The following is a 7026-nucleotide window of genomic DNA, read 5'->3' on the forward strand; positions in this document are numbered from 1 at the left end:
GGACGAGCGCTGCTCGCGCGCGGTGCGCGCAGCCGCGGCCTTGCGCTGTGCTTCGGCGCGGGCGGCCGCGGCGCGCAGTTGCTTCAACAGTTGTTCCAGGCCCTTCGCATCGCGACCGAGTTCGCGCTCGCGCGTGGCGCGATCCTTGTAACGCTGTTCGAGTTGGGCCACGAGCGCGGCGCGCGCCTTGCGATCGTTGCGCAACTTGCCGAGCTGATCGCGTTGCGCCTGGTGCGTGCGGTCGAGTTCGGTGCGACGCCGGACGATGTCGCGCTCGACCTCGTCGAGCTGGCGCAGCTGCGCGTCGAGTTCGGCGATGCGCCGCGTGCGATCGCGCTGCAGGTAGCCGTAATAGGCAAGCATGCGGCCGCCATCGGCGACGTGGTCCTGCGCCAGCAGAAGCTTGAGCGGCGCGTCCTGGCCCTGCAGGTACGCCGCACGCAGCAGTTGCGCGAGTTCCTGTCGCTGCGCGTCGACGCGCGAGTTCAACTGTTCGCGCTGTTGCTGCAGCGAGGCCAACGATGCCTGCTCCTGTGCCAGACGCTGTTCGATCTCGCGCAGTTGGCGGTTGGAGGCGCCGACCTTTTCGTCGGCCTCGCGCAGTTCACGCGAGGCGCTGCCGCGCTGGCTTTCGATGCGACGACGCTCCGCCGCCACCGATTTCAGTTCGCGCTGGACCTTCTCCAGCTTGCGCTGCGTTTCGCGGCTGTTCTGCGCGACGGCCGGCCCTGCCAGCGCGATGCCGGCAACGAGCAGGGCGACGATCGCGCGCCGCATCCGGATCAGGCCACCAGCAGGCTGGTCCCGCTCATTTCCGCCGGCTGGGGCAGACCGAGCAGATCCAGGATGGTGGGTGCGACATCGCGCAATGCGCCGCCGGCGCGCAACGTCGCCGCGCGCGGGCCGAGGTAGACGAACGGCACCGGGCCCACCGTATGCGCCGTGTGCGGCTGGCCCGTTGCGGGGTCGCGCATCATTTCCAGGTTGCCGTGGTCGGCCGTGACCAGCAGCGCGCCGCCGGTGTCGCGCACCGCTTGCACAATGGCGCCGATCGCCACGTCCACCGCTTCGGCCGCCTTCACCGCCGCGGCGATGTCGCCGGTATGGCCCACCATGTCCGGATTGGCGATGTTGCAGATCGCCACGTCGATCTCGCCGGAGCGGATCGCGGCGGTGAGCCGCTCGGTCACTTCCGGGCAGCTCATTTCCGGCTGCAGGTCGTAGGTGGCGACCTTCGGGCTCGGTACGAGGATTCGGCTTTCGCCTTCATACGGTTCCTCGCGTCCGCCGCTGAAGAAGAAGGTGACGTGCGCGTACTTCTCGGTCTCGGCGATGCGCAACTGCTTCAGGCCGTGGGCCGCCAGCACTTCGCCCAGCGTGTTGCGCAGATCGTCCGGACCGAACGCCACCGGCGCCGGCAGCTTCGCGTCGTATTCGGTCAGGCACACGAAGCGCGACAGCGCCGGACGGCGCGCCAGGAAGCCGTCGAACTCCGGCGACACGAACGCGGCGGTGAGCTGGCGCGCGCGATCGGCGCGGAAATTCATGAACACCACCGCGTCGCCGTCCGCCACCGGCGTGTGGCCTTCGATCACGGTGGGTGCGACGAACTCGTCGGTCTCGCCACGCTGGTAGGCCTGCAGCAACGCCTCCACCCCGCCGGGCGCGACGTATTCGCTGCGCGCCTCGACCATTGCATCCCATGCGCGTTGCACGCGATCCCAGCGCTTGTCGCGGTCCATCGCGTAATAGCGTCCACTGACGCTGGCCACGTGCGCGTTGCCGAGCTTGCCGCAGACGTCGCGCAGCTTCACCAGGCTGGCCTCGGCCGACTTGGGCGGCATGTCGCGGCCGTCGAGGAAGGCATGCACGGCGACCTTGGCGACGCCGGCTTGGCGGGCCAGTTCGAGCATCGCGAAGATGTGGTTCTCGTGGCTGTGCACGCCGCCGGGCGAAAGCAGGCCCATGACGTGCAGCGTGCCGCCCGCGTTCTGCGCCGCGGCGCAGGCGGCGCGCAGTTCCTCGTTGCCGAAGAAGCTGCCGTCCTCGATGGCTGCGTCGATGCGCGTCAGGTCCTGGTACACGATGCGGCCGGCGCCGAGGTTCATGTGGCCGACCTCGGAATTGCCCATCTGCCCGTCCGGCAGGCCGACGTGGCGGCCTTCGGTGTGGATCAGCGTGTGCGGGGCGGTGCGCACGAGGGCGTCCCAGTTGGGCAGACGGGCCTGCGCGAGTGCGTTGTCGGTCGGGTCTTCACGGTGCCCCCAGCCATCGAGGATCAGCAGGACCACGGGTTTGGGGCGCACGGAGGAGGCTGGCACGTCGGTTCCACTCGCTCGGATAATGGTGACTTCGGGCACGGGTACGTGCCGGCGATGGCTGCGATTGTAGCGAAGCGACCTAAACCGACGGCGCCTTCCCCGCATCCATGGGAATGAAGCCCGTCCCAAACACGGAACCCCGAACGATGCGCATCCGCCCCGTCCTCATCCTTCCCGTCGCCCTGGCGCTGGCCCTACCGGCCTTCGCCGCCCAGGACATCGACAAGGTCAACGGCAGCATCACCGTCGAAGCCGGCGAAACCGCCGGCAACCTCGAAACCGTCAACGGCAGCATCCGCATCGGCGCCAACGCCAAGACCGGCCGCGCCGAAACCGTCAACGGCAGCATCACCGTCGCCGAGAACGTCCAGGCCGGCGGCCTGGAAACCGTCAACGGCAGCATCCGCGTCGCCGGCAACGGCACGCTCACGAGCGGGCTGGAGACGGTGAACGGCGGCGTGTTCGTCGATCGCGGCGGCAAGGTCCAAGGCAGCATCGAGACCGTCAATGGCGCGGTGGGCCTGGTCGACACCGATCTGTCAGGCGACATCACCACGATGAACGGCGACGTGACCGTCGGTGTCGGCTCGCACGTCAAGGGCGGCATCCGCTACCGCAAACCCACCCGCCAGTGGTTCTCGTTCGACCGACGCGACCCACGCGTAATCATCGGACCCAATGCAGTGGTCGACGGCCCGCTGACCTTCGAGCGCAAGGTCGAGCTGTACGTCCACAACACGGCCAGGACCGGCGCCATCACCGGCGCGACGGCGGTGAAGTTCGACGGCGCCACCCCGCCGATCAACTGACCACCCGGTCGGCGCGCAGCGTCGCGCGAACTGCCGGGCCGTGCACGGTGACGGCCCGGAAACGGGGCCTAGAATGGGGTTCGCCATGATTGCGGTCATGGCGGCCTGATCCATTCCGGAGGTCCCATGTCCCGAGTTTCCCTGCTCAGCACGGCGTTGGTGTGCGCGGCCGGCGCCGTTGCGCTGGCGGCCTGTTCCAAGCCCGCCGATCCGCCCACCGCCACCACCCCTGCGCCCGGCGCCGCGGCACCTGCCGCCGGCAGCCACACCTTCAACGACGCGATCAATCCGGCCGACTTCGCCGAGCACGTGAAGGTCCTGGCGTCCGACGAATTCGAGGGGCGCGCCCCCGGCAGCGCAGGCGAGGAGAAAACGGTCCAGTACCTGGAAGCGCAGTTCAAGCGCATGGGCCTGAAGCCGGGCAATGGCGACAGCTACTTCCAGACCGTGCCGATGGTCGAAACGACCGCCGACGAATCCACCGAGCTCAAGCTCGACGTGAAGGGCCAGCCGCGCTCGCTCAAGTTCGGCACCGACATGGTGGTCGGCACGCGCACCGGAAAGAGCGAGGTGAAGGTCGACGGCAGCGACCTGGTGTTCGTCGGCTACGGCGTCAATGCGCCCGAGCAGAACTGGAACGATTACGCCGGCGTCGACGTGAAGGGCAAGACGGTCGTGATGTTCGTCAACGACCCGGGCTTCCATTCGCAGGACCCCAAGCTCTTCGAAGGCAAGCGGATGACCTACTACGGCCGCTGGACCTACAAGTTCGAGGAAGCCGCGCGCCAGGGTGCCGCGGCGGCGCTGATCATCCACGACACCGAAGGCGCGTCGTACGGCTGGGACGTGGTCAAGAATTCCTGGTCCGGCGCGCAGTTCGACCTGCCGGCCAAGGACGATCCGGAACCGCGCCTGCCGGTGCAGGGCTGGATCACCGGTGAGGTGGCCCGCACGCTGCTCGGCGACCTGGGCCACAACCTGGACGACCTGTACCGCGCCGCCAACAAGCCGGGTTTCAAGGCGATCCCGCTGCAGGCGAAGCTGTCGGTGGACCTGAAGAGCCAGACCAGCGAAAAGTCCTCGCGCAACGTGGTCGCGCTGCTGCCCGGTGCGAAGCGTCCGGACGAGGCCATCGTCTACATGGCGCACTGGGATCACCTGGGCAACCACGCGCACGAGGCCGACGAGCACGGCGGCGCCAGCGGCGGCGAGCCGCACGCCGACACCATCTACAACGGCGCGATCGACAACGCGACAGGGGTGGCCGGCATCCTGGAGATCGCCGAGGCGTTCGCCCGCCAGACCCCGCCGCCGGACCGCTCGCTGCTGTTCCTGGCGGTCACGCTGGAAGAGTCGGGCCTGCTCGGATCGAAGTACTACGTCGCGCATCCGACCATCCCACTCAACAAGACGGTCGCGGTGATCAACCTCGACGCGATGCCGGTGATCGGCCGTGCGCGCGACATGACCGTGGTCGGTTTCGGCAGCTCCGAACTGGAAGACCTGCTCAAGACGGCAGCCGAAGGCCAGCAGCGCGTGCTGCACGCCGAAGCGACGCCGGAAGACGGCTTCTACTTCCGCTCCGATCACTTCAACTTCGCCAAGGCCGGCGTGCCCGCGCTGTATGCCAAGGGCGGCAGCGACCTCATCGAAGGCGGCGTGGATGCCGGTCGCCGTGCGGAGTCCGACTATCGCGACCACCGCTATCACAAGCCGGGCGACCAGTTCGATCCCTCGTGGAAGCTGGAAGGCGTGGTCCAGGACCTGGACGCCCTGTACGGCGTCGGTAAGGTGCTGGCGGGCAACGAGCAGTGGCCGAACTGGTACGAGGGCAACGCCTTCCGTGCCGCGCACGACAAGCTGATGCAGTCGAAGTAACCCGGCCGAACCGGACGTGACGACGGCGCCTGCGGGCGCCGTCGTTTTTTCGGCTACGCTGGCGCCACTTCACCCCTGCCGGAGCCGCCATGACGCTTGCCACCGCGTATGTGTGTGTCCTGATCGCCGCGCTGCTGCCGTACCTGTGGGTCACGATCGCCAAGGCCACCGGCGAGCGCTACAACAATCGCGATCCGCGCCAGTGGCAGCAGAAGCAGCAGAGCCCGCGTTCGCAGCGCGCCCATGCCGCGCAGCTCAACAGCTACGAGGCGTTCGCGCCATTCGCGGCCAGCGTGATCATGGCGCAGCTGGCCGGCGTGCAGGAAACACGCATCGCCGCGCTGGCGCTCACCTTCGTCGTGCTGCGCGTGCTGCACGGCCTGCTCTACATCGCCGGACTCCACTATCTGCGCTCGCTGGTGTGGCTGGGCGGGCTGATCTGTGTCGTGTGGCTGTTCGTGCAGGCCGCTTTGCTCATGAGCCCCTGAGGTGGCGATCCTGTCTACTCCTGTTGATCGGTTTTGCCCTTGAACGCCTCTCCATCCACCGCCCCGGACAACGAATCATTACGGCGCGCGCTGCGCGAAGACGGCTTCCGCTTCGTCGGAGCCGACGCAATGCGCGCGCTGCTGGAAGCGGACGGTTCGCTCGATGACTGGGCGGCGTTCGCGGCAAGCTGGGACGCACTGGAGGCCGACACGTATCTCGCAACGGTCGGCCTGCACCGTCGTCGCCGGCATGCGGTGTTCTCGGCGGAACGCGACGGCGCGCTGGTGCGCGAGCCGCACCAGCCGCACTACCAGAGCCGCGACTACAACACCCTCCAGGGCGGTATCGAGCGCTGGTTCGAGCCGATGCTGCCTGCCGTCGCCGAGAGCCGGAGTCTGCAGACGATCCTGGGTTTCTGCCGACAGATATTCGGCGACCTCGCACCGGAGGTCGCTCGCTGGCATATCGAACTGCACCAGTTCCGCATCGAAGCGCGACCGGATGAACCTGGCCAGCCGACGCCGGAAGGCGTTCACCGCGACGGTGTCGACTTCGTGCTGGTGCTGCTGATCGACCGGCACAACATCCGCAGCGGGACGACGACGATCCATGCGGCCGACGGCGCACTGCTCGGCAGCTTCACACTGGCGCATGCGCTGGACGCCGCACTGGTCGACGACCGCCGTGTCTTCCACGGTGTGACGCCGGTGGAAGCACAGGATCCCGCCGCACCGTCGCATCGCGACGTGCTGGTGGTGACGTTCCGACGCGGCTGAGCTGGTTGCCCCATACAGGGCGCGCAGACTTCCGGCTATGCGTACTACAGGGAGTGGCGGGGCCTGCCGGTGCTGGCCCACGGTACCCAGATCGCCAACCCAGGGTTTAGAGGCCTGTCTGATTAACGTTCAATCTGGCAAGCGAACGCCAGGATCTCAGCGATCCAATATTGCCGCACGGTCCGCGTAGCCGGCGAAAACCCTCGCTGATCATCCCGCCGTGGCACCCGTACGGCCGTGCCGCCCCGACGTGCGAAGGGCAGTGCGCAATAAACGGCTGCCTGTCGTTTCAGTTTGCCCGTCTGGTTGTTGGCGCCGCGCTTGCCGGCCGGACTAAACCTACGGCCGATAGTCCGGCGCCACCTATCAGGTCCGGATCGCAGCGAAACGATTGAGAATCGGCGGCCCACGCCGGATCAGTAGCCTAAGTCACCAAAGGCGGCTGACGTCATAGCCGGAGTTGAGTGGTTTTTCATCGGAGCCCTGGCGGGGCTGCGAAGTTGCAAGACGCGCGGGTGGTGGGTGGGTGTGAATGCCCGTTACGCACAAGGCGGGCTCTGCGCTGCCACGCTCGCGGTAGCTCACATGTGTCGCGTTGCACAAGGTCGGGTTCACGGAACGTGCGGCCACATGCACATTTCATCGTCCGCACCGGGCGACTTCGCTTGCACGGTATCGGATCGCGACGCCCCGCCGCGACCGCAAACCTGGCGCTGGGTTTTCGCCCACGCCAAAGAAGAAGCCCGGTCCTAG

The 7026-nt window shown here is 67.7% G+C and carries 6 protein-coding genes; 4 read left to right on the forward strand and 2 right to left on the reverse strand.

From position 1 onward, the window contains the following. Window positions 1–777 (reverse strand): murein hydrolase activator EnvC family protein (locus tag VFE83_RS07560; protein WP_414674701.1); only part of this gene is annotated, 777 nt, incomplete at its 3' end. A gap of 5 nt (window positions 778–782) precedes the next feature. Further along, entirely contained in the window at window positions 783–2321 is a 1539-nt protein-coding gene (gene gpmI / locus VFE83_RS07565; protein ID WP_324904682.1) for a 2,3-bisphosphoglycerate-independent phosphoglycerate mutase, read from the reverse strand. Window positions 2322–2467: 146 nt separating this feature from the next. On the opposite strand from gpmI, the gene VFE83_RS07570 reads away from it, so the two are divergent. The 4 genes from VFE83_RS07570 to VFE83_RS07585 all read left to right on the forward strand — a co-directional run bounded on the left by VFE83_RS07570 (window position 2468) and on the right by VFE83_RS07585 (window position 6273). Then, window positions 2468–3130 carry a hypothetical protein gene (locus VFE83_RS07570; protein WP_324904684.1) on the forward strand — a complete coding sequence of 221 codons (663 nt, stop codon included), beginning with the start codon at window positions 2468–2470 and terminating at the stop codon, window positions 3128–3130. Between the two features lie 126 nt (window positions 3131–3256). Then, on the forward strand, window positions 3257–5008 hold the full coding sequence (locus VFE83_RS07575) for a M28 family metallopeptidase (protein WP_324904686.1): 1752 nt from the start codon (window positions 3257–3259) through the stop codon (window positions 5006–5008). Window positions 5009–5097: 89 nt separating this feature from the next. Next, the gene (locus tag VFE83_RS07580) at window positions 5098–5496 is read left to right on the forward strand and encodes an MAPEG family protein (protein ID WP_324904688.1); all 399 of its coding nucleotides are present in this window, start codon (window positions 5098–5100) and stop codon (window positions 5494–5496) included. Between the two features lie 39 nt (window positions 5497–5535). After that, complete coding sequence (locus VFE83_RS07585) at window positions 5536–6273, forward strand: 2OG-Fe dioxygenase family protein (RefSeq protein ID WP_414674702.1); 738 nt, start codon at window positions 5536–5538, stop codon at window positions 6271–6273. The last annotated feature ends 753 nt before the right edge of the window (window positions 6274–7026 follow it).

It is taken from the genome of Lysobacter sp. (assembly GCF_035655815.1).
GTDB lineage: Bacteria > Pseudomonadota > Gammaproteobacteria > Xanthomonadales > Xanthomonadaceae > Lysobacter_J.